This window comes from Streptomyces sp. NPDC093546, assembly GCF_044765045.1.
In the GTDB taxonomy this organism is placed as follows: domain Bacteria; phylum Actinomycetota; class Actinomycetes; order Streptomycetales; family Streptomycetaceae; genus Streptomyces.
The window spans coordinates 1-22,238 of sequence record NZ_JBIWJG010000015.1 but is presented as its reverse complement, the minus strand read 5'-3'; the positions used below and the strand labels follow the sequence as shown (position 1 = coordinate 22,238).

The window sequence follows — 22,238 nt, the reverse complement described above, 5'->3', positions numbered from 1 at the left end:
CCGTACGTGTCATCAGGACTTGCCGAATTCTTTGTGGATCAGGTCGAAGAGGTCGGACGCGGTCGCCGACTCCAGATCGATCTCGCCGTCCCCGCCCTTGGGCCCGGAGTGGGCCGGGGGTGCGGCCGTCGCGGTGCGGAGCCGGTCGGTGAGGTCGCGCAGCCGGGCGAGCAGCACGGCCGTCTCCTCGGCGTCGGGTGGGGTCGCGGCGAGCTCGGCCTCGAGCCTCTCCAGGCGGGCGACCGCACTCTCCGTACTCGCGGCGTCGGTGGCCGGGTCCGGGCCGCCGACGAGGAGCCCGCGCAGGTGCGCGGCGAGGGCCGCGGGGGTCGGGTGGTCGAACGCCAGGGTCGCGGGCAGGGACTGTCCGGTGGCGGCGTCGAGCAGGTTGCGCAGCTCGACGGCCATCACCGAGTCGGTGCCCAGGTCGCGGAACTGCCGGTCCGGGTCGATGGCGGCCGGGGTGCGGTGGCCGAGTGCGGTGGCGGTCCGGGAGACGACCAGGTCGAGCAGGATGCGCTCCTGTTCCGCCTGCGGCGCCCGGGCGAGCCGTTCGGCCAGGTCCGGCCCCTGCCCCGGCCCGCGCCGGTTCTCGTTCCCGTCGGGGACGGGCGGCGCGGGCCGGGGTGCGGCGGGCAGCAGATCGAGCAGCCGCCCGCCGCGCCCGGCCTCGATCACGGGACCGAAGCGGCTCCAGTCGATGCCGGCCACGCAGACCGTCGTCCGGTCCTCGGCGAGGGCCTCGTCGAACGCCAGGAGGGCCGCATCCGGGGACAGGGGTGTCACTCCGGTGCGCCGCTGCTGCTCGCCCGCCGCCGCGCCCGCGCCCACGCCCGCTCCCGCCCACGGGCCCCACGCGAGGGCCGTGGTGGGGCGCCCGGCCGCGCGGCGCCGCTGGGCGAAGGCGTCCAGCGCGGCGTTGCCCGCGGCGTAGGCGGCCTGCCCGAGGTTGCCGACGACACCGGCGAAGGAGGTGAACAGCACGAAGTGGTCGAGTGGTTGAGCAACGGTCAGCTCGTCGAGGTGGCGGACGGCGGCCAGGCGCGTGTGCAGCAGCTCGGCGACCCCGTCGGGGCTGAGTGAGCCGATCACGCCGTCGTCCACCGTCCCGGCAGCGTGGACTATGCCGGTGAGCGGCAGTTCCTCCGGTATGCCCGCGAGCAGCTCCGCGAGCGCGGCGCGGTCGGAGACATCGCAGGCGGCGAGGGTGACACGGCTGCCGAGCGCGGTCAGTTCGGCGGCCAGTTCGCCGGCTCCGGGCGCGTCCGGGCCCCGGCGCCCGACGAGCAGCACGTGCGGGGCGCCTTGCCGGGCGAGCCGGCGGGCGGTGTGCGCTCCGAGGGCGCCGGTGCCGCCGGTGACCAGCACCGTGCCCGTCGGCCGCCATCCGTCGGCCGTACGGTCCCCGCGCCCGGGGGCGCCCTCGACGAGGCGCCTGCCGAGGACACCGGTCCGACGGATCGCGACCTGGTCCTCGGACCGGTCGCCGCCGAGCAGCGCGGCCAGCCGTACGCCGGTCCGGTCGTCCCACTCGGTGGGCAGGTCGACCAGCCCGCCCCAGGTGCGGGGCGTCTCCAGGGCCGCGACCCGGCCGAAGCCCCAGACGGCCGCCTGGTCCGGGTCGGGCCCGGGGTCGTCCGTGGAGGCCCGTACCGCGCCCTGGGTGGCGCACCACAGCGGACCCGGCACACCGGCGTCGTCGAGCGCCTGCACGAGTGCCACCACGGAGGGCAGGCCGCCCGCGCCGGGCGGCAGGGCCAGCACACCGGCTGGCATGGTCTCTTCCGTCGCGGCGCGCAGCCGGGCCGCGAGGGCGGCACGGTCGGTGCCGCCGGGGACGGCGACGACACGGGCGCCGGCACGCTGCAGCGCACGACCCACCGGGTCGGTGTCCACGTCTCCGCGGTCGTCGCCGCCCGGCGGCGTGACCAGGAGCCACGTACCGGTCGGCCGGGCGGTTCCTTCGGCCATGGACACCCAGGTCACCTCGTACCGTCCCTCACCCGGTCCCTCGCCCCGTACCTCACCGGAAGCGGTGCGGTGTGCCGCCGGTGCGGCCTGCGGCCAGAAGCGGGTGCGCTGGAAGGGGTAGGGCGGCAGGGTGACGGGCGGTGCCTCGGGGAACGCCGCCGCCAGGTCCACCGCCGTGCCCTCGACCCACAGCCGGGCCAGGGCGGCGAACAGGGACTCCGTCTCGGGGCGGCTGCGGCGCAGCACGGGTACGGCACCGGGGACGAGCGCGCTGAGGGTGCCGTCGGGGCCGAGTTCCACGAAGCGGGTGTGCTCGGTGGTGAGGGAGGCGATCGCGTCGGCGAAGCGGACGGGCTCGCGGATCTGGCCGATCCAGTACTCCGGGGTCGCCAGGTCGCCCGGCGCGGTGGTGACTAGGGGGATGGTCGGAGAGTGGTACGTCAGCGACTTCGCGACCGCCGCGAAGTCGGCCAGCATCGGCTCCATCAAGTGCGAGTGGAAGGCGTGCGAGACCGTGAGCCGCTTGACCCGTACGCCCTCGGAACGCAGCCGCTCCTCCAGTACGCCGATCGCATCGGCGACACCGGAAACGGTCACCGAAGCAGGCCCGTTGACGGCCGCGAGGTCCACGCCCTCGGGCAGCTCCAGCTCGTCCTCGGCCGCCTCGACGGCCAGCATCGCACCGCCCGACGGCAGCCCGTCCATCAACCGACCGCGTGCGGAAACGAGCGCACAGGCGTCATCCAGCGACAGCACCCCGGCCACGTGCGCGGCCGCCAACTCGCCGATCGAATGCCCCACCAGCACGTCCGGGACCACACCCCAGGACTCCACCAGCCGGTACAGCGCCACCTCGACCGCGAACAACCCGGCCTGCGCGTACACGGTCCGGTCCAGAAGCCCGGCGTCCTCGCCGAACGCGACCTCACGCAACGGCCGTTCGAGATCCACCCGTGCGCAGACGTCGTCGAACGCGTCCGCGAAGACGGGGAAGGCGTCGTACAGCTCACGCCCCATCCCGACCCGCTGCGCACCCTGACCCGAGAACAGGAACCCGGTCCGCCCCTCGCGTACCGCCCCCCGGATGGTCCCGGCGGCCGGTTCGTCCGCCGTCAGTGCCGTCAGCCCGGCGGAGTAGCCGGCGATGTCCTCGGCGAGCACGACGGCGCGGTGCGCCTGCCCGAGGCTCGTGGTGGCGAGCGCCCGGCCCGTCGCGGCGGAGGGTACGCCGGGCGTCTCGCACAGCGTCCTGAGCGCCTCCGCCCGAGCGCGCAGTGCCGCGCCGGAGTGGGCCGAGAAGGCCCAGGGCAGCACGGAGCGCTGAGGGGGCGCCGGGGGCACGGCGACATCGGCCTGCTCGGCCTGCTCCAGGACGACGTGGGCGTTCGTGCCGCTGATCCCGAAGGAGGAGACGGCCGCCCGCCGCGGCCGGCCGGCCCGAGGCGTCCACGGGGTCGTCTCGGTGAGCAGCCGCAGGCCGCCCGTGTTCCAGTCGACGGCCGGTGACGGCTCGGCCGCGTGCAGCGTACGGGGCAGCACGCCGTGGTGCATCGCCAGCAGCATCTTGATGACGCCGGCGATGCCCGCCGCCGCCTGGGTGTGCCCGATGTTGGACTTCACCGAGCCCAGGTAGAGGGGTTCGGTACGGTCCTTGCCGTACGTGGCGAGCAGCGCCTCCGCCTCGATCGGGTCGCCGAGCTTGGTGCCCGTACCGTGCGCCTCGACCGCGTCCACCTCCGACGGCCACAGTCTGGCCGAGGCCAGCGCGGCGCGGATCACCCTCTGCTGCGCGGGGCCGTTGGGGGCGGTGAGGCCGTTGGACGCGCCGTCCTGGTTGACCGCGCTGCCCCGCAGGATGCCAAGCACGCGGCGGCCGTTGGCCCGCGCCTCCGAGAGCCGCTCCAGCAGCACGAGGCCGACGCCCTCGCCCCAGCCGGTGCCGTCGGCCTCCGCGCCGAACGCCTTGCAGCGGCCGTCGGCCGCCAGGCCTCGCTGGTGGGCGAATTCGAGGAACGCGAGGGGCCCGGCCATGACCGTGACGCCGCCCGCGAGCGCCATCGAGCACTCCCCCGACCGCAGCGACTGCGCCGCCAGGTGCAGGGCGACCAGCGACGACGAACACGCCGTGTCCACCGTGATCGCCGGTCCCTCGAGACCGTACGTGTAGGAGACCCGGCCGGACAGCACGCTGGCGGCGCTGCCGGTGGCCACGTGGCCCTCCAGGCCGGACCCGACGGCCGGGAACAGACCGGCGTAGTCCTGTCCGTTGGTACCCGCGAAGACGCCGATGCGCCTGCCCTTGAGGGAGGCGGGGTCGAGGCCGGCCCGCTCGAAGGTCTCCCAGGAGGTCTCCAGCATCAACCTCTGCTGCGGGTCCATCGCCAGTGCCTCACGCGGGGAGACGCCGAACAGGTCCGCGTCGAAATCGGCGGCGTCGGGCAGGAAGGCGCCGCGGCGGGCGAAGTCGGGGGCGTCGCGCAAGTCCCAGCCGCGGTCCGCGGGGAAGTCGCCCACCAGGTCGAGGCCGTCGGCCAGCAGGTCCCAGAATTCCTCCGGGGTGGCCGCGCCGGGGAACCGGCAGCCCATCGCGACGATGGCGATGGGGTCGTCGGCCGCGACGGACGCGGAGGGAACGGCGGACACAGCGGACGCGGCGGGGGCGGCGGCCTCGGCCGCGCCGGTCAGTTCGGCGCGCAGCCGCGCGGCGAGGGCGGCCGGTGTCGGGTGGTCGAAGATCAGGCCCGCCGGGAGCGGGAGCCCGGTGGCGGCCCGCAGGGCGTTGCGCAGTTCGACGGCGGTGAGCGAGTCGAAGCCGAGGTCGCGGAAGGCCTTGTCGGGCGCGACGGTGGCCGCCGTACCGTGGCCGAGCACGAAGGCGGCCAGGGTGCGCACCAGGTCCTCGGTGATCCGGCGCCGCTCGCCCTCACCGGCGGCGGCGAGGCGTGCGGCGAGGTCGCCCGCTCCGTTCGGGTCCTCGGTGCCGTCCGGCGGTCCGGCGGGCACGAGTTCGCGGAGCAGCCGGCCCGGTCGCGCCGCGGTGAACCCGGACCCGAACCGCTCCCAGTCGACGTCCGCGACGACGACGGCCGCGCCGGCGGCGCCGGCCGACCCGTCGCCGCCCGCGTCCGTGCCGTCGAGCGTCCGGCCGAGGACGGTGACGGCGAGGTCCGGGGACAGGGGCGTGAGGCCGGAGCGGCGCAGCCGCTGCGTGAGGGCCTCGTCCTCGGCCATGCCGGTCTCGGCCCACGGCCCCCAGCCGATCGACGTGGCGGGCAGTCCCTGGGCACGGCGGCGCTCGGCGAGGGCGTCGAGGTGTGCGTTGGCGGCGGCGTAGTTGGCCTGGCCCGCCGTGCCGACGGCGCCGGTGAAGGACGAGAAGAGGACGAAGGCGTCGAGCGTCAGGCCACGCGAGAGGGCGTCGAGGTTCTCGGCGGCCAGGGTCTTGGACCGGAGCACCTGCTCGAAGCGGTCCGGGGTCAGGCCGTCGAGCACCCCGTCGTCCAGCACACCGGCCGCGTGGACGACGGCGGTGAGCGGATGCTGTTCCGGCATGCCGGCGAGCAGCGCGGCGAGCGCGTCGCGGTCGGCGATGTCGCACGCCACGGCCGTCGCGGCGGTGCCCGCTGCCGCCAGTTCGGCGACCAGCTCGGCGGCGCCGGGCGCCTCGGGTCCCCGCCTGCCGACGAGCAGCAGCCGGGTGTGGCCGCGCGCGGCGAGCAGACGGGCCACCTGGGCGCCGAGCGCGCCGGTGCCGCCGGTGACCAGCACGGTGCCACCGGTGCGCGGCCCGGGGGCCACGGCGAGGGGCGGCGGCACGGCGGTGACGAGCCGGCGCGCGTAGACGCCGTCGGCCCGGACCGCCACCTGGTCCTCCACGTCGCCGCCCCCGTCGCGTGCCCTCCCGGCGGCGAGTACGGCGCACAGCCGGTTCCCGGCACGGGCGTCGAGGGTCTCGGGCAGATCGAGCAGCCCGCCCCAGACGTGGGGCAGTTCCAGTGCGGCGACCCGGCCGAAACCCCAGATCTGCGCCTGGGCCGGGTCGGGCGGGCCGTCGGCACGGCCGGTCGAGACCGCTCCCCGGGTGAGGGCCCACAGTGGGACGTCGGCGTCGGCGCAGGCCTGGGTGAGCAGGAGCGTGGCGGCGAGCCCGCGGCTGAGGGCGGCACCCTCGTGCAGGGCCTCCGTGTCCGTTCCCAGCAACGAGACGACGCCCGCCAGTTCTCCGTACGAGCGCAGCCGCTCGGCGAGAGCGGCCCGGTCGTCGCCGGGGTGCGGCAGGCCGAGGACGGTGGCTCCGCCGCGCCGCAGCGCGTCGGCGATCTCCGCGCCCGTGCCGTGCATGCCGCCCGTGCTGCCCGTGCCGTCCCTGGTGACGTCCGTGGCCTCCGTGGCCTCCGTGCCGACGAGGAGCCATACGCCGTCGAGTACGGCGGGCGCCGGGGCGACGGGCCGCCAGACCGTCCGGTGGTACCAGGAACCGACGGTCGCCTCGGTTCGCCGGCGGTCATGCCAGGACGAGAGATGCGGCATCAGGCCGGCCAGGCCGCGCCGCGCCTCGTCGTCGGGCAGGCCCAGGGTGTCGGCGAGCCGCTCGACGTCCCGCCCGGCGACGGCCGTCCAGAAGCCGGCCTCGGCCTGGTCGCGGGCGGCCGTGACGCCGACGTCGGCCACGGCGTCGGGCCAGTAGCGCTCGTGCTGGAAGGCGTACGTCGGCAGCTCGACAGGACGGCCCCCGAGCGGCGCGAAGTACCTCTCCCAGGCGACGTCGGTGCCGCGTACGTACGTCGCGGCGACGGCTCGCAGCAGTGTGCCGTGCTCGTCGTGACCGGGGCGCAGGGCGGGGACGGCGGTCGCGTCCTCGACGATGTGCGGGACGAGGGCGGACAGGGTGGCGTCCGGGCCGAGTTCTAGGAAGGTCCGGGTGTCGGTGAGGGAGGCGATCGCCTCGGCGAACCGGACGGGTTCACGGATCTGCCCCACCCAGTACTCCGGGGTCGCCAGGTCCCCGGGCGCGGTGGTAACCACCGGGATGGTCGGAGCGTGGTACGTCAACGACTTCGCGACCGCCGCGAACTCGGCCAGCATCGGCTCCATCAGACGCGAGTGGAACGCATGCGAGACCGTGAGCCGCTTGACCCGTACGCCCTCGGAGCGCAGCCGCTCCTCCAGGCCCGCGATCGCATCGGCATCACCGGAAACCGTCACCGAGATGGGTCCGTTGACCGCCGCGAGGTCCACGCCCTCGGGCAGCTCCAGCTCACCCTCAGCCGCTTCGACGGCCAGCATCGCGCCACCCGCCGGCAACGCGTCCATCAACCGCCCACGCGCCGACACCAGAGCACACGCGTCGTCCAGCGACAGAACACCCGCGCAGTGCGCGGCCGCCAGCTCACCGATCGAGTGACCCACCAGGACATCCGGGACCACACCCCAGGACTCCACCAGCCGGAACAGCGCCACCTCGACCGCGAACAGCGCAGGCTGCGTGTACGCGGTACGCGCCAGAAGCTCCGCGTCCTCGCCGAACACGACGTCCCGCAACGGCCGTTCGAGATCCACCCGCGTGCACACCGCGTCGAACGCCCCCGCGAACACCGGGAACGCCTCGTACAGCTCACGCCCCATCCCGACCCGCTGCGCACCCTGACCCGAGAACAGGAATCCCGTACGGCCGGACGCCGCGACGCCGCTCGGCGCGTTTCCGCGCCCCGCCGCGAGCGCGTCGAGTTCCCGCAGGAGTTCTTCGCTTCCCGTCCCCAGGACGACCGCCCGGTGCTCCAGCGCCGCACGCCGGGTCACCAGCGAGAGCCCGACGTCAGCGGGCTTCTCGGCCGCCGCCGCGGCGCGCAGTCGGGCCGCCTGGGCGCGCAGGCCCTCCGGTGAGGCGCCGCTGAGCACCCAGGGCACGAGCGTGTCCGGCACCTGGGGCAGCGGGTGGTCGGCGACGGGCTCGTCCGGTGCCTGCTCGATCATGGTGTGCGCGTTGGTGCCGCTGATCCCGAACGACGAGACCGCCGCGCGCCGGGGCCGCCCGGTCGCCGGCCAGGGCCGCTCCTCGGTGAGCAGTTCCACGGCGCCCGCCGACCAGTCCACGTGCGGCGAGGGCACGCCCGCGTGCAGGGTGCGGGGCAGCACGCCGTGCCGCAGCGCCATCACCGTCTTGATGATGCCGCCTACGCCGGCCGCCGCCTGGGTGTGCCCGATGTTGGACTTCAACGACCCCAGCCACAGTGGAAGTTCAGGGTCGCGGCCGCGACCGTAGGTCGCCAGCAGCGCCTCCGCCTCGACCGGGTCGCCGAGCTTGGTGCCCGTACCGTGCGCCTCCACCATGTCCACGTCGGAGGGGTGCAGGCCCGCATCGGCGAGCGCCGCCTTGATGACGCGCTCCTGGGAGGGGCCGTGGGGCGCGGTGAGGCCGTTGGACGCGCCGTCCTGGTTGACCGCGCTGCCGCGCACGACCGCCAGCACCTTGTGCCCGTTGCGCCGGGCGTCGGAGAGCCGCTCCACCAGCAGCACACCGGCTCCCTCGGACCAGCCCGTGCCGTCCGCTTCCGCCGAGAAGGACTTGCAGCGGCCGTCGGGCGCGAGCCCCCGCTGCTTGCTGAAGTCCACGAAGACGCCGGGTGTGGACATCACGGTGACGCCTCCGACGAGGGCCATCGAGCACTCGCCCGCCCGCAGCGACCGGGCGGCCAGGTGCAGGGCGACCAGGGACGACGAGCACGCCGTGTCCACGGTGACGGCCGGGCCCTCGAGCCCGTACGTGTACGCGATCCGGCCGGACACCACGCTCCCCGCGCCACCGGTGGCCCGGTAGCCCTCGGTTTCGGGCAGAGTCTCGGCGGCAGCGGCGTAGTCGTGGTACATGACGCCGGCGAAGACGCCGGTGTCACTGCCGCGCAGACGGGCCGGGTCGATGCCGGCCCGCTCGAAGGCCTCCCAGGACAGCTCCAGCATCAGCCGCTGCTGCGGGTCCATGGCCAGGGCCTCGCGCGGGGAGACGCCGAAGAGCCCGGCGTCGAAGGCGGCGGCGTCGTGCAGGAAGCCACCGTGCCGCGCATAGGTGGTGCCGGGGCGGGACGGGTCGGGGTCGTGGAGGCGCGCGAGGTCCCAGCCGCGATCGGTGGGGAAGCCGGTGATGCCCTCGCGTCCCTCCCGGACCATGCGCCAGAGTTCCTCGGGGCTGTCCACACCGCCCGGGTAGCGGCAGCTCATCGCGACGACGGCGATCGGCTCGTCCGTCACGGCGGTACGCCGGGGGCGCGGCGCGGCGGTGACGTCGGCGGCTCCGCTCAGCTCCTCGCGGAGGTGGGCCGTGAGCGCGGCGGGGCTGGGGTGGGAGAAGACGAGGGTGGCGGCCAGCCGCAGCCCGGTGGCGGCGGCGAGCCGGTTGCGCAGCTCGACGCCGGTGAGGGAGTCGAATCCGAGGTCCTTGAAGGTCCGGTCGGCATCCACGCGCGTACCGGAGGAGTGGCCCAGCACGGCCGCGACCGTCGTCCGTACCAACTCCTCGACGGCACGCGTCCGCTCGGGCTCCGGCAGCGCGGCGAGGCCGTCGGCGGCCGTAGCCAGGCCGGCCGCGCGGGCTGCGGCCGAGCGGAGCACGGGGCGCGCCAGGTGCCGCAGCAGCGGAGGCGCGGACCCTTCGGGAGTGGGCTCGGCGGCCATGGCCAGGACGTGCGCGGGCCCGGTGGTCGCGGCCGCGTCGAGCAGCCGTACACCCTGGTCCGGGTCGAGGGCGCCGCCCAGCGCGGCGAAGCGTGCGCGGTCCGCCGCTCCGAGTCCGTCGGCCATGCCCCCGGCTCCGCCCCACAGCCCCCAGCCCACGGCGACGGCGGGCAGGCCCTCGGCACGGCGGCGGGCGGCGAGGCCGTCGAGGAAGGCGTTGGCGGCGGCGTAGGACGCCTGGCCGGCGGTGCCGAAGGAGGCGGCCACGGACGAGAACAGCACGAAGGAGGCCAGGCCGGGATCTCTGGTCGCCTCGTCGAGGAGAGCGGCCGCCTCGGCCTTGGGGCGCAGCACCGCTGCCACGCGTTCGGGGGTGAGCGAGGTGAGCAGGCCGTCGTCGAGGACGCCTGCGGTGTGGACGACGGAGGTGACGGGGTGGTCGGCGAACACCCGGTCGAGGTCGCGCCGGTCGGCGGCGTCACCGGCGACGACCGCCACGGTGACGCCCTGGGCGGTCAGTTCGGCGGCCAGCTCCGTGGCGCCCGGCGCCTCGGGGCCGCGCCGGCTGAGCAGGACGAGGCCCGTGACCCCGTGTGCGGCGGCCAGGTGGCGCGCGACGCGGGCGCCGAGCGCCCCGGTGCCGCCGGTGATCAGTACGGTGTCGTGCGGGCCCCACAGCGGGGTGGTGCCGGCCCGCAGCCGGGTCGCGCGCGGGGCCAGCGGGGTGCCGGAGCGGAAGGCGGTCTGGGGGGTGTCACCGGGCAGGCCCGTGGCCAGCGCCGAGGCCGACGCGGCCGTACCGTCCAGGTCCACCAGGCCGAATCGGCCGGGGTGTTCGGTCTGCGCGGACCGCACCAGGCCCCAGACCGCGGCGGCGGCCGGGTCGACCGTCTCGCCGTCTCCGGTGGCGACGGCGTTCCGGGTGACGACGACCAGCCGGCTGTCGGCGGAACGCGCGTCGTCCGCCCAGTCGCGGAGCAGGCCGAGGACGGCGGTGACCGTGTCGTACGTGCGCCGCGCGAGGGCGGCGCCGGCCGCGAGCGGCTCCGGGCCGGTGCCTACGCAGGCGAGGACGGTGCCGGGCACGGCTCCCGCCGCCGCCAGGGCGTCCGGGCCGCGGAGGCCGGTCACCGCGGTGACCGTGTCGAACAGTTCGGTGGTGCCCACGGGTACGGCCGCGAGCGGCACGTCGCGCTCCCCGTCGCCGGCAGGGGTCCAGTCGACTCCGTAGAGGACGCCCGTGGGCGCGGCACCGGCACCCAACCGGTCGGCGGTCACGGGCCGGAAAGCGAGCGACCGCACCGTCAGCACGGGCGCGCCCGCGGGATCGGCGAGGCGCACCGCGTACTCGTCGGGACCGCGCCGGGTCAGCGTGACGCGCAGCGCGGTGGCGCCGTCGGCGTGCCGGGTCACACCGGACCAGGCGAACGGCAGAAGGGCGGTGCCGTCCTCGCGGAGCAGGCCGGCGGCACCGAGCGCGTGCAGCGCGGCGTCGTACAGCGTGGCCTGCGGCCCTTCGGGCAGCTCGACCTCCGCGAGCACGGTGTCGCCGTCGCGCCAGGCTGCGCGCAGGCCCTGGAAGGCGGGACCGTAGGAGAGCCCGGACGCCGCGAGGACGTCGTACTCCGGTGAGGCGGCCGTGCCCGCGGGTGGCCAGGTGTCGCCGGTTCCGGTGGTCGCCTGGGTCGGGCGGACGGGCTCCAGGGTGCCGACGGCGTGGGTGGTCCAGGGTGCCCCGGTGTCGCCGTCGGGGCGGCTGTGGATCTCGACGGTGTGCCCGGCCACCGTCATCTGGAGCTGGGTGCCGCCGTGTTCGGGCAGGACCAGGGGCTCGCTGACGATCAGCTCGGCGAGCCCCGGCAGCCCGGTCCGGCTTCCCGCGTGCAGGGCGAGATCGACGAGGGCGGTGCCGGGTAGCACAACCCGGCCGTGGACGACGTGGTCGGCCAGCCAGGGATGGGTGGCGAGGCCGATGACACCGGTCCAGATCTGCCCGCCGTCGCCGGCGAGCGGCACCACGGCCCCCAGCAACGGGTGACCGGCCACGGCCAGACCGGCGCCGGCCAGTGCGGTGGTGGAGGGCGTCTGAGACGTCCAGTAGCGGGTGCGCTGGAAGGCGTAGGAGGGCAGCTCTACGGGGCGGGGGCCGCCCTGGCCGGCGACCGCTGCCCAGTCCGGGGCCACGCCCCAGGTCCACAGCGCGGCGGCGGCGGTGAGCGCCGACCCGGCATCGCCCTGGTCGCGGCGGAGCAGCGGCACGGCGGTCGCGTTCTCGACGATGTGCGGGACGAGGGCGGACAGGGTGGCGTCCGGGCCGAGTTCGAGGAAGACCCGCACATCAGCGAGCGAGGACACCGCGTCGGCGAACCGGACGGGCTCGCGGATCTGACCCACCCAGTACTCCGGGGTCGCCAGTTCCCCCGGCGCCGTGGTGACCACCGGGATGGTCGGAGCGTGGTACGTCAACGACTTCGCGACCGCCGCAAACTCGGCCAGCATCGGCTCCATCAGACGCGAATGGAACGCATGCGAGACGGCCAGCCGCTTGACCCGGCGCCCCTCCGCACGGAGCTGCTCCTCCAGGCCCGCGATCGCATCGGCATCACCGGAAAGGGTCAGGGAGGTGGGTCCGTTGACCGCCGCGAGGTCCATGCCCTCGGGCAGCTCAAGCCCGCCCTCGGCCGTCTCCACGGCCAGCATCGCGCCACCCGACGGCAGCCCGTCCATCAACCGACCACGCGCCGACACCAGAGCACACGCGTCGTCCAGCGACAGCACCCCGGCCACATGCGCGGCAGCCAGCTCACCGATCGAGTGACCCACCAGCACATCCGGGACCACACCCCAGGACTCCACCAGCCGGAACAACGCCACCTCGACCGCGAACAGCGCAGGCTGCGCGTACACGGTCCGGTCCAGAATCCCGGCGTCCTCCCCGAACACCACCTCCCTCAACGGCCGTTCCAGATCCACCCGCGCACACACCGCGTCGAACGCCTCCGCGAACACCGGGAACACCTCGTACAGCCCACGGCCCATCCCCACCCGCTGCGCACCCTGACCCGAGAACAGGAATCCCGTACGGCCGGACGCCGCAACGCCACGGAGCACGCCCGCCGCGTCGCGGCCCTCCGCCAGCGCGTCGAGGCGGGCCGCCAGTTCCTCACGGTCGGCGGCGAACACGGCCGCGCGGCGATCCAGGGAGAAACGGGTCGTGGCCGACGACCGCGCGATCGCGGCCACCGGTACGGACGGGTCGGCGTCCAGGAAGGCCCGCAGCCGGGCGGCCTGGGCGCGCAGCGCCTCGTCGCCGCGCCCGGAGAGGAGCACGGGGAGCTCCGGGAGCTCCGGGCCGGGTGTCGGCCCCTCCTCCTCCCGGGCGGCCGGTTCGGGTGCCGCCTCGAGGACCGCGTGGGCGTTGGTGCCGCTGATCCCGAACGACGACACGGCGGCCCGGTGCGGCCGGTCCGCGGGGGGCAGGGTGACGTTCTCGGTGAGCAGCCGCACCGCGCCTGACGACCAGTCGACGTGCGGTGACGGCTCGTCGGCGTGCAGGGTGCGGGGCAGTACGCCGTGCCGCAGCGCCATGACGGCCTTGATGACGCCGGCGACACCGGCCGCGGCCTGGGTGTGCCCGATGTTCGACTTCACCGACCCCAGCCACAGCGGGCTGTCGGCGTCCCTGCCCTGGCCGTACGTCGCGAGCAGCGCCTGCGCCTCGATCGGGTCGCCCAGCCGCGTCCCCGTGCCGTGCGCCTCGACCAGGTCCACGTCGGAGGGCGCCAGCCCCGCGGACGTCAGCGCCGCCCGGATGACGCGTTGCTGCGCCAGGCCGTTGGGGGCGGTCAGCCCGTTGGACGCACCGTCGGAGTTGACCGCGGAGCCCCGTACCACGGCCAGGACGGGCTGCCCGTCGGCCAGCGCGTCGGACAGGCGGCGCAGGACCAGCACGCCCGCGCCCTCGGACCAGCCGGTGCCGTCGGCCTCCGCGCCGAACGCCTTGCAGCGGCCGTCGGGCGAGAGGCCGCCCTGCCGTGCGAACTCGGCGAGGACGCCGGGCGTGGCCATCAGGGTGACGCCGCCCGCGAGAGCCGTGGAACACTCCCCCGCGCGCAGCGCCTGCGCGGCCAGGTGCAGCGCCACCAGGGAGGACGAACACGCCGTGTCCACGGTCACCGCCGGGCCGTCGAACCCGAAGGTGTAGGCGATGCGGCCGGAGGCGACGCTCGCGGTCGAGCCGGTCAGCAGGTAGCCCTCGGAGCCCTCGGCGGGCTCGTGCATCCGGGGGCCGTAGTCCTGCGCGGTGGCGCCGATGAAGACGCCGGTGCGGCTGCCGCGCAGCCCGGCCGGGTCGGTGCCGAGCCGCTCCAGGGCCTCCCAGGAGGTCTCCAGGAGCAGCCGCTGCTGCGGGTCCATGGCGACGGCTTCGCGCGGCGAGATGCCGAAGAGTCCGGCGTCGAAGCCCGCGATGTCGTCCAGGAACCCGCCGGCTGCGGGAAGTTCGGTGTCCAGTGCGTCCAGGGACGGCTGCCAGCCCCGGTCCGCGGGGAGGGGGCCGAGCACGTCGCGGCCCTCGCTCAGCACGTCCCACAGCGCCGCGGGCGAGTCGATGCCGCCGGGGAAACGGCAGGCCATGGCGACGATGGCGACGGGTTCGCCGGGGTGCGCGTGCTCCGCGGGGGCCGTGCCGAGCGGCGGACCGTCGGTGTCCTCACCGCGCAGCGCGTCGCACAGGTGACGGGCGACCGCGGCGGGGGTGGGGCGGTCGAAGAGGTACGTGGGCGGCAGGCTGAGGCCGGTGGCGGCGGCGAGCCGGTCCCGCAGTTCGACCAGGGTCAGGGAGGCGAGCCCCAGGGCCTTGAAGGTCAGTTCCGGGTCCACGTCCGCGGCCGCGGTGAACCCGCCGACCACGGCGGCGTGGGCCCGGACGAGTTCCAGCACCGTGCCGCGGGCGGACTGCGGGGAGGCGGCGCGCAGGTGCTGGCGGAGCGGGTCGTCCCGGTCGGCGACGGTCTCCGGGCCGACGGTGTCCGGTGCCGCGGTGTTCGGAGCGGGCTCGCCGGAGCCGCTCCACTGCGCGGCGGCCGTGCCGGGCCGCCAGTGGCGTTCGCGCTGGAAGGAGTACGTGGGCAGGTCCACGACCTCGCCGGGCGGGGCGGGCAGGCGGACGTCGCGGCCGTGGGCGAGCAGTTCGGCGGCCGAGCCGAGCAGCCGGGTCAGGCCCCCCTCGCCGCGCCGCAGGGAGCCGACGACCGCGGTGCCGGGTACGTCCAGTTCGGCCAGGGTGTCACGTACGGCGGGCACCAGGACCGGGTGCGGGGTGACCTCGACGAGGAAGCGGAAGTCGTCCTCGGCCAGGCGCCGGACCGCGGCGGAGAACTCGACGGTGGAGCGCAGGTTCCGGTACCAGTACGCGGCGTCCAGGCCGGCCGTGTCCGTCCACTCGCCGGTGACGGTGGACAGGAACGGAACCTCGGACGTGCGGGGTCGGATGCCGGCCAGTGCCGTCATCAGCTCGTCGTGGATCCGTTCGACGTGCGCCGAGTGCGAGGCGTAGTCCACCGGTATCCGCCTGGTCCCGACGCCATGTGACGCGCAGCGTGCCGCGAAGTCGTCGAGGGCGCCGTCGGGCCCCGACACCACGATCGCGGCCGGCCCGTTGTCGGCGGCGAGCGAGAGGGTGGGCGCCTCGTCCAGCCACGGGCGGACCCGGGCCGCCCCGGCCTGCACGGACAGCATCCCGCCCTGCCCGGTCAGGGCGCGCAGGGCCCGGCTGCGCAGCGCGACCACCGCGGCCGCGTCCTCCAGCGACAACGCGCCCGCCACGCAGGCCGCGGCGATCTCGCCCTGGGAGTGCCCGGCGACGGCGTCGGGCTCGACACCCAGCGACCGCCAGGTCTCGGCCAGGGCCACCATCACGGCGAAGAGCGCGGGCTGCACCACGTCGACCCGCTCCAGCGTGGGGGCGCCCTCGGCGCCGCGCAGGACGTCCGTCAGGGAGAAGTCCGTGTGCGGGGCGAGTGCCTCCTCGCAGGCGTGGATGGTACGGGTGAACACCTCGTCGGCGTCGAGGAGTCCGGCGGCCATGGCGGGCCATTGGGAGCCCTGCCCCGAGAAGAGCATGGCCAGCCGTCCGGTGCGCGCGGTGGCCTCGCTGACGCCCGGCGCCGGCAGTCCCGCGGCCACCGCGCCGAGCTGTGCGAGCAACTGCTCGCGGTCCTCGGCGAGGAGCACGGCGGTCCGTGCGAAGCGGGTGCGGGTGGTGGCCAGCGAGTGTGCCACGTCCGCCACGGCCAGGTCCGCTTCCTGCACCGCGTCCCGCAGCCGGGCGGCCTGAGCCCGCAGCGCCTGCGCGGTGTGGCCGGAGACCACGACCGGCGTGGGCAGCCCGTTCCCGCCGGCGCCCGGAGCCGGGGCGGGCACCGTACTGGCCGCCGTACGGGCCTCCGGGTCGGCCGTACGGGCCGTCGTACGGGCCGTGGGGGCGGGCGCCGGGCCCAGTACCAGGTGGCAGTTGGTGCCGCCCATGCCGAACGAGCTGACTCCGGCGAAGCCCTCGCCTCCCAGGGCGCCGGTCTCGGTCTGCACCCGCAGGTTCAGCCGCTCCAGGGGGATGCCGGCCGGTGCGGACCGGAAGTTGAGGCTCGGCGGCACGATGCCCCGCTCGACCACGAGCACGGCCTTCAGCAGGCCCGCGATGCCGGCGGCGCCCTCCAGGTGACCGATGTTGGTCTTCACCGAGCCGACGGGCAGCGGCGCGGTGCGCGCGGCGCCGAGGGCCGCGCCGAGGGCCGCGGCTTCGACGGGGTCGCCGACCGGGGTGCCGGTGCCGTGCAGTTCGACGTAGCCGAGCGCGTCCGGGGCGATCCCCGCGCGGGCGTGGGCGGTGCGCAGGACGGCTTCCTGGGCCGCGGCGCTGGGCGCGGTGAGGCTGGGGCCGCCGCCATCGTTGTTGACGGCACTGCCGTGGATGACCGCGTGGACGCGGTCGCCGTCGGCGAGGGCCCGGGCCAGCGGCTTGAGGACGACGACGGCGCCGCCCTCGCCGCGTACGAATCCGTTGGCGCGTTCGTCGAAGGTGAAGCAGCGGCCGTCCGGGGAGAGTCCGCCGAAGCGCAGCGCGGCGACGGTGCTGTCGGGGGCCAGGATGAGGCTGACGCCGCCGGCGAGGGCGAGGTCGGACTCGCCGCGCGCCAGGCTTTCGCAGGCGAGGTGGACGGAGACCAGGGAGGAGGACTGGCCGGCGTCCACGGTGAGGCTGGGGCCGTGCACGCCGAGCGTGTACGACACGCGGTTGGCGATGACACCGCGCTGCAGGCCGGGCATGGAGTACCGGTCGATGCCGGCGTCGCCCTCGCGGTGCAGGAGGGTCGCGTAGTCGTCCCAGATCGCGCCGAGGAAGACTCCGGTGCGGCTGCCGCTCAGACCGGCGGGGACGCGCCGGGCGTCCTCCAGGGCCTCCCAGGCGAGTTCGAGGGCGAGGCGCTGCTGCGGGTCGTTGGCGGCGGCCTCGCGGGGGGAGATGCCGAAGAAGGCGGCGTCGAAGTCGGCGACGTGCTCGACGAATCCGCCGCGCGGGACTCCGGGGACGCGCGCGCGGTCGGCGGGGGTCTCGGTGATCGCGTCGGCGCCCGCGGCGAGCAGCTCCCACAGCGGTGCCGGTCCGGGTGCGCCGGGCAGCCTGCACGCGTACCCGATGATCGCCACGGCCTCGGAACCACCGGTGTACGTATCCGACATGAATGCCCCGAATCACTCGACGTCGCGAGTTTCACCGGAACCGAGTCCGGCCGACGGCCGGGGCGGGCGCGGACGCGTCCGCCGTGTGGTCCGGCTGCTTCCTCGACTGAAGCACTCCGGACGCTAGCCAGGGCCCGACGGGCGGCCAACCCCTAGCCTCCGTGCCGCCGCCCCTAAACCACCTGGCCAGGGGGCGGCGGCACGGCCGACTCAGGGGTGCGCGGCACGGGCGGCGCGGCTCACGCGTCGGCGGCCTGGAGCCGGCTCTTCTCGGCGCGGTAGAGCCAGTAGGCGGACCAGAAGCCCGCGAGGCCGATCATGACCATGGCGGCGATCACGGGCCACTGCCACGGGTCGGAGACGTGCAGCGCGAGGAACCAGACCTTGTCCGGGGAGCCGCTGAGTTTGATGCCCATTGCCACCAGTCCTTGCGGGAGCAGGCCGACGATGCCGACGGCCATGGCCGTCCACATGAGGGTCTGGCGTGAGGCGGACATCGTTTCGAACGGGGACTTGCCGGCTTCCTCCTCGCCGGCACTGGCCGACGTGGGGGCGCCCGAGCGCATCAGGTGCAGCAGTTCCGGGCCCTTGTCCCGAAGCTTCTTCGCCGCCACCGAGCCGAGCAGCACATGGCTGAGCACACCCGTGAGGAGGGCGACCGGGAGGCTCGCCCACAGCAGCGCGGGCTGCTCCAGCGCGTGGCCGGCCCAGGCGACCCCGAGCGCGGGGCACATCGCCAGGGCGACCAGGAAGAACATCAGGAACGACTGTCCCGTGACGTCTCCGTGGTCCATCGGCGAGTTCTTGCTCTTGTGCGGGTCGGGGCCGGGCACCAGGACCGCGACGGAGGCCCAGATCAGCAGGCCGGAGCCGCCGCCGAGCGCCGCGAGGTTGCCCGCGAGCGCCCACGGCACCAGGGCGGGGTCGCCGTGCACGAGCGATCCGGCGAGCGTCAGCAGCAGCGTGAGCGGGCCGAAGACGATCAGCCAGGCGAGCTGGCGTGCGCGGACGTCGGCCTTCTCCTTCCCGGGCACCGTCAGGGTCAGCCAGAGCGCGGTGCCGTCCTGCCCGTAGAGGTTGGCGCAGGTCGCCGCGGCCATCAGCGCGCCGGCGGCGCCGACGAACGGGAACGCGGCGGTGAAGTCGAAGATCAGCGGGAACAGCGCGGTGATGACCGCGAAGGCCGGGCCGAGCACGATGCTCTGCGTACGCATCGGGTCGCGCCACCAGGTGCGCAGCTCCTTGAGGCAGATCGCCCCCACGTCGCCGCGGAACAGCGGGCGACGCCGTACGGCCTCGCGTGCGGAGGAGCCGCGGACGACCGGGCGGGCCAGCCGCTGCGGCCCCAGGAGCGCGCTCCACGCGGCGAACAGCGCCGCCACCAGCACGGCCAGCGCGACCAGCGGCCCCACCGCCCACAGCCAGTCGCCGCGGCCCGCCGCCTCGACGGCGAGCAGTCCCCAGCTGGAGGGCAGCGACCGCACCACGGTGGAGAAGGCGGGCGGGAAGCCGTACTCCAGCAGCAGGTAGATCCCGATCATCAGGACCCAGGAGAAGGAGCACAGCGAGACGATCGCGGCGGTGACGGTCGCGGTGATGGCGCCGCCGATACGGGAGCGGGCCAGGGCGCGGAACAGCAGGGTGACCACCCGGGACAGCAGGACCACGAGCAGCAGGAGCAGCACCACGGCGGGGACCGACACCACGACGGCCTGCCAGCTCAGGCGGGCCGCGAAGGCGATCATCGCGCCGAACGCCAGCACGGTGATCGCGGTGGTGACGGCGACCAGCGCGGCGGCGAGCAGGCCCATGGTCAGGGTGCGGCGCGGGATGGGCTGGCGGTGGAAGTGCTCGCCGTTGAGGGCGGGTTCGCCCGCGAAGATGGGGCCGACGATCCAGCCCAGCGCCCACAGCGCGAAGGTGACCGCGAGCACGTCCATCAGCATCCGCGGTTGGGAGAAGTCGAGGAAGGCCAGGATGACGGTGGTGACGGCGAGGCAGATGCCGGTGGCCCACCCGAGGCCGCTGAGGGCCATTTTGGAGTCGGACGTGCTGTGGCGCAGCACGGCCAGTTTCATGCGGATCAGGACGCCAACCACGACAGTCCCTCCCCGCCGCCGATGGTCACGCCGACCAGGTCGACGAAGGTCTCCTCGAGCGAGCGGCCGCCGCGCACGTCGTCCAGCGGCCCCTCCGCGACGACGCGGCCCCGGGCCATCACCCCGACGGTGTCGCACAGCTCTTCGACCAGTGCCATGACGTGGCTGGAGATCAGCACCGAACCGCCGCGGTCGACGAACCGCCGCAGGATCTGCTTGATGGTGGCGGCGGAGACCGGGTCGACCGCCTCGAAGGGCTCGTCGAGCACCAGCATTCGGGGGGCGTGCAGCAGGGCGGTGGCCAGGCCGACCTTCTTGCGCATACCGGTGGAGTAGTCCACCACCAGGGTGCGTTCGGCGGAACCGTCGAGCTCCATGACGGCGAGCAGCTCGTCGGCGCGGCGGTCCACCTCGTCGGCGTCGAGTCCGTGCAATTGGCCGAGATACGTCAGCAGTTCACGGCCGGTGAGCCGCTCGGGCATGGCCAGCCCGTCGGGCAGGACGCCCAGCAGGCGGCGGGCCTTCAGCGGCTCCTCCCAGATGTCGACGCCGTGGACCTTGGCCGTGCCGGCGTCGGGCCTGAGGAGGCCGACGGCCATCGAGAGGGTGGTGGTCTTGCCCGCGCCGTTCGGTCCGACGAGTCCGTAGAAGGAGCCGGGCCGCACGGTGATGTTCACGTGATCCGCCGCTGTGTAGTCCCCGAACACCTTGTGCAGGCCCTCGAGGCGGAACGCGGGTTCGGCTCTCCCGGAGTCCTTGCCGGTCGTGTCCGTCATGGTCGTGTGCTGAGTTACGTCGTCCACCGCATTCCTTCTACGTGAGACACAGGGCGGCCCATCGGGGTGCGGGCCTCTCGGTCCTGCTGGCCATCCTGCCAACGAACCTGTCGGGCGGGCGAGTTCGCTCACTCGACAGGCCGGAATACGGCGGTCTGCGTCCGCGCGCGTACCGAGTGGGGGATGCTGAGGGGCTCAGCTCGGCCGGCTCCTCCGATGGTCCCCGCACCGGTCCGTCGTCAACACCCCCTAATCACGGGAACGCGCCCCTCTAGGGGTGTTGTTGCGTTCGCGGGTGCGATCTCTTCGCAGAACCGTCACGGGCTCTCCAGTTCGTTGTCGATGAGGGCGAAGATGTCCTCCTCGGTGGCGGCCCGCAGGTCGGCGTCCTGGCCCTCGTCGTCGTCCGGGTCCGGGCCGGCGTGATCGTCGGCCCACCGCGCGAGGAGGGCGCTCAGCCGGACCCGCAGCCGGGACCGGTCGCCCGCGGACAGCTCGTGGGGCGACGCCTCCAGCTCGTCGAGGCCCGCCATCAGCGCCTCTGCCGCTCCCGGTGCGGGTGGCACCAGTTCGGTGCCGAGCCGCTCGGCGAGCGCCTCGGGGGTGGGGTAATCGAAGATCAGGGTGGCGGGCAGCCTGACACCGGTGACCGCACCGAGCCGGTTGCGCAGTTCCACCGCGGTGAGCGAGTCGAAGCCGAGGTCCTTGAAGGGGCGGTCCAACTCCACGGCCGTCGCGGCGAACCCGAGCACGGCGGCCGCCTCCGCCCGTACCCGCTCCAGCAGCACCCGGGCGCGTTCGTCCGCCGGCAGGGCCCGCAGCCGGTCGGCGAAGCCGGTCTCCCCGGCCGGGGCGGCCGCGGTGCGCCGCGGCCCCCGCACCAGGCCGCGCAGCAGGTGCGGCACGTCCGGCCGGCCGGTGAACCCGGTGATGTCCACGGCGCCCGGCAGCACGGCGGGGTCGGCCCCGGCCAGCGCCGCGTCGAGCAGGGCCGTCCCGTCCTCGGCGGTGGTCACCGGGAGGCCGGAACGAGCTGCGCGGTCCCGGTCCCCGTCGGCGAGGGTGCCGGTCATGCCGGCGCCCACGTCCCACGGCCCCCAGGCGAGGGAGAGGGCGGGCAGACCGCGGACGTGCCGGTGGCGGGCGAGCGCGTCCAGGTAGGCGTTGGCCGCCGCGTAGTTGCCTTGTCCCGGACTGCCCAGCGCCGCGGAGACGGACGAGTAGAGGACGAACTCCTCGACGTCGGGAAGCAGTTCGTGCAGATGCCGGGCCGCGGTGACCTTGGCCGCGAGCACGGGGGCGACGCGGTCGGGGGTGAGGGCGGTGGCCACGCCGTCGTCCAGGACGCCCGCGACGTGGAACACGGAGGAGATCCGCCGGCCGCGCACCGCGTCGGCCAGAGCCACGGGGTCGGTGATGTCGCAGGCCACGATCTCGGCGTCGGCTCCCGCCGCCCGCAGGTCCGCCACCAGCTCGGCGGCGCCGGGGGCAGCGGGGCCGCGGCGGCTCAGCAGGAGAAGCCGACGCGCACCGTGTTCGAGGACGAGGTGGCGGGCGGTGAGGGCGCCGAGCGCGCCGGTCCCTCCCGTGACCAGCACCGTGCCCGCCCGATCCCACCCCCGCGGCACCGACAACACGACCTTGCCCACATGACGCGCCTGACTCACAAACCGAAACGCATCCACCACCCGCCGCACATCAAACACCCGCACCGGCGGCAACACGAACACACCCTGGGCGAACAACCTCAACACCTCATCCAGGATCTCCCCGATCCGATCCGGCCCCGCCTCCCCCAAATCAAACGCCCGATACACACACCCGTCCATGGACCCGGGATCACGCACATCCGCCTTACCCATCTCCACAAACCGGCCCCCCGGCACCAACAACCGGGCCGACGCATCCACAAACTCACCAGCCAACGCGTTCAACACCACATCCACCCCACGCCCACCGGTCCGCTCCCGAAACACCCCCTCGA

At 74.9% G+C, this 22,238-nt stretch carries 4 protein-coding genes and 1 pseudogene; all 5 read right to left on the bottom strand.

The window, feature by feature from the left end:
• Positions 1-12 precede the first annotated feature (12 nt).
• On the bottom strand, positions 13-17,379 hold the full coding sequence (locus tag ACIRNI_RS26895; RefSeq protein ID WP_403555149.1) for a type I polyketide synthase: 17,367 nt from the start codon (positions 17,377-17,379) through the stop codon (positions 13-15).
• A 239-nt stretch (positions 17,380-17,618) separates the two neighbouring features.
• A complete protein-coding gene (locus ACIRNI_RS26890) occupies positions 17,619-19,478 on the bottom strand; it encodes a hypothetical protein (RefSeq protein ID WP_403555147.1) in 1,860 nt (619 codons plus the stop codon).
• The gene (locus ACIRNI_RS26885) at positions 19,463-20,254 is read right to left on the bottom strand and encodes an ABC transporter ATP-binding protein (RefSeq protein WP_403555145.1); all 792 of its coding nucleotides are present in this window, start codon (positions 20,252-20,254) and stop codon (positions 19,463-19,465) included. The genes ACIRNI_RS26890 and ACIRNI_RS26885 overlap by 16 nt, the downstream gene beginning before the upstream one ends.
• Positions 20,255-20,571: 317 nt before the next feature.
• A complete protein-coding gene (locus tag ACIRNI_RS26880) occupies positions 20,572-21,852 on the bottom strand; it encodes a beta-ketoacyl reductase (RefSeq protein ID WP_403555274.1) in 1,281 nt (426 codons plus the stop codon).
• A gap of 45 nt (positions 21,853-21,897) precedes the next feature.
• A pseudogene (locus tag ACIRNI_RS26875) lies at positions 21,898-22,230 on the bottom strand (zinc-binding dehydrogenase); the annotation flags it as partial.
• Positions 22,231-22,238 lie beyond the last annotated feature (8 nt).

Excerpts from the sequence above, each read along its gene's own strand:
- ACIRNI_RS26895 (WP_403555149.1), bottom strand. The coding sequence starts at position 17,379 with ATGTCGGATACGTACACCGGTGGTTCCGAGGCCGTGGCGATCATCGGG.
- ACIRNI_RS26885 (WP_403555145.1), bottom strand. The coding sequence starts at position 20,254 with ATGACGGACACGACCGGCAAGGACTCCGGGAGAGCCGAACCCGCGTTC.